2 protein-coding genes are annotated in these 842 nt (G+C 72.4%); both read right to left on the bottom strand.

Translation table 11 applies throughout. The features are described from left to right. Nucleotides 1–551 (bottom strand): MFS transporter (locus ACYVE7_RS34900; protein ID WP_460370940.1); only part of this gene is annotated, 551 nt, incomplete at its 3' end. A gap of 33 nt (nt 552–584) precedes the next feature. Beyond that, a partial coding sequence (locus ACYVE7_RS34895) for a hypothetical protein (RefSeq protein ID WP_460370938.1) occupies nt 585–842 on the bottom strand: 258 nt, incomplete at its 5' end.

The following is an 842-nucleotide window of genomic DNA, read 5'->3' as shown; positions in this document are numbered from 1 at the left end:
GACGCGGGCAGCCACCGCCCAACGACCGCCGCGAAGGCCACGAGGACGGTCGCCGCCACCGGCAGATGGATCCGCGCGTCGACGTGGGCGTGGGCGGCCAGCGCCCCGGCCCCCGCCCCGACCAGCCCGCCGACGCTCCACATTCCGTGCAGCCCCGACATGATCGGCTTGCCGAGCCGCTCCTCCACCTCGACGCCCTGGGCGTTCATCGCCACATCGGCGCTGCCCGCCATCGCGCCGAACAGGAACAGCACCGCCCAGAGGGTCGGCACGGTTGGCGCGAACGGGATCAGGGCCAGGACCAGGCACTGCAGCGCGATGCCCAGCCGGGTCGCGCTACGGCCGCCGAGCCGGTGGATCACCCGGCCGACCATCGGCATCGCCACGAACGAGCCGACCGCGGGGGCGAGCAGGGCCAGGCCCAGCTCGCCCGCGCTCGCGCTCACGTGCTCCTGCACCCAGGGGATCCGGGTGGCGAAGGTCCCCGACGCCATGCCGTGCACAGCGAAGATCGCGGCCACCGCGAGCCGCGCCCGTCCGTAACGTTCCATTTGCCAAGTCTAATAGGAAACAACCCTGGCAGTTTAGGAAGCCGGGGGCGTCGCCTGGGCGGGCAGGCACTTCTCGAACGCCTTCTTGGCCTTGTCGGCGTCATATCCGGGCGGCGGCGACCAGGTCGCCGACGGGTCGGCCGGAATATCCACCCCGTACTTCTTCATGCACTTGGCCAGATCGCTCATCGCCTTGGTCGCCGACGACGACGGCGGTGTCGGCGTGGACGTCGGCAGCCCTGCGTCGGCCGGGTCGGACCCCGCGGGAGCCGGCGCCGTCCCGCTGGGCGC

This window comes from Actinocorallia lasiicapitis, from assembly GCF_054778695.1.
This window is presented reverse-complemented; position numbering and strand designations above follow the sequence as displayed.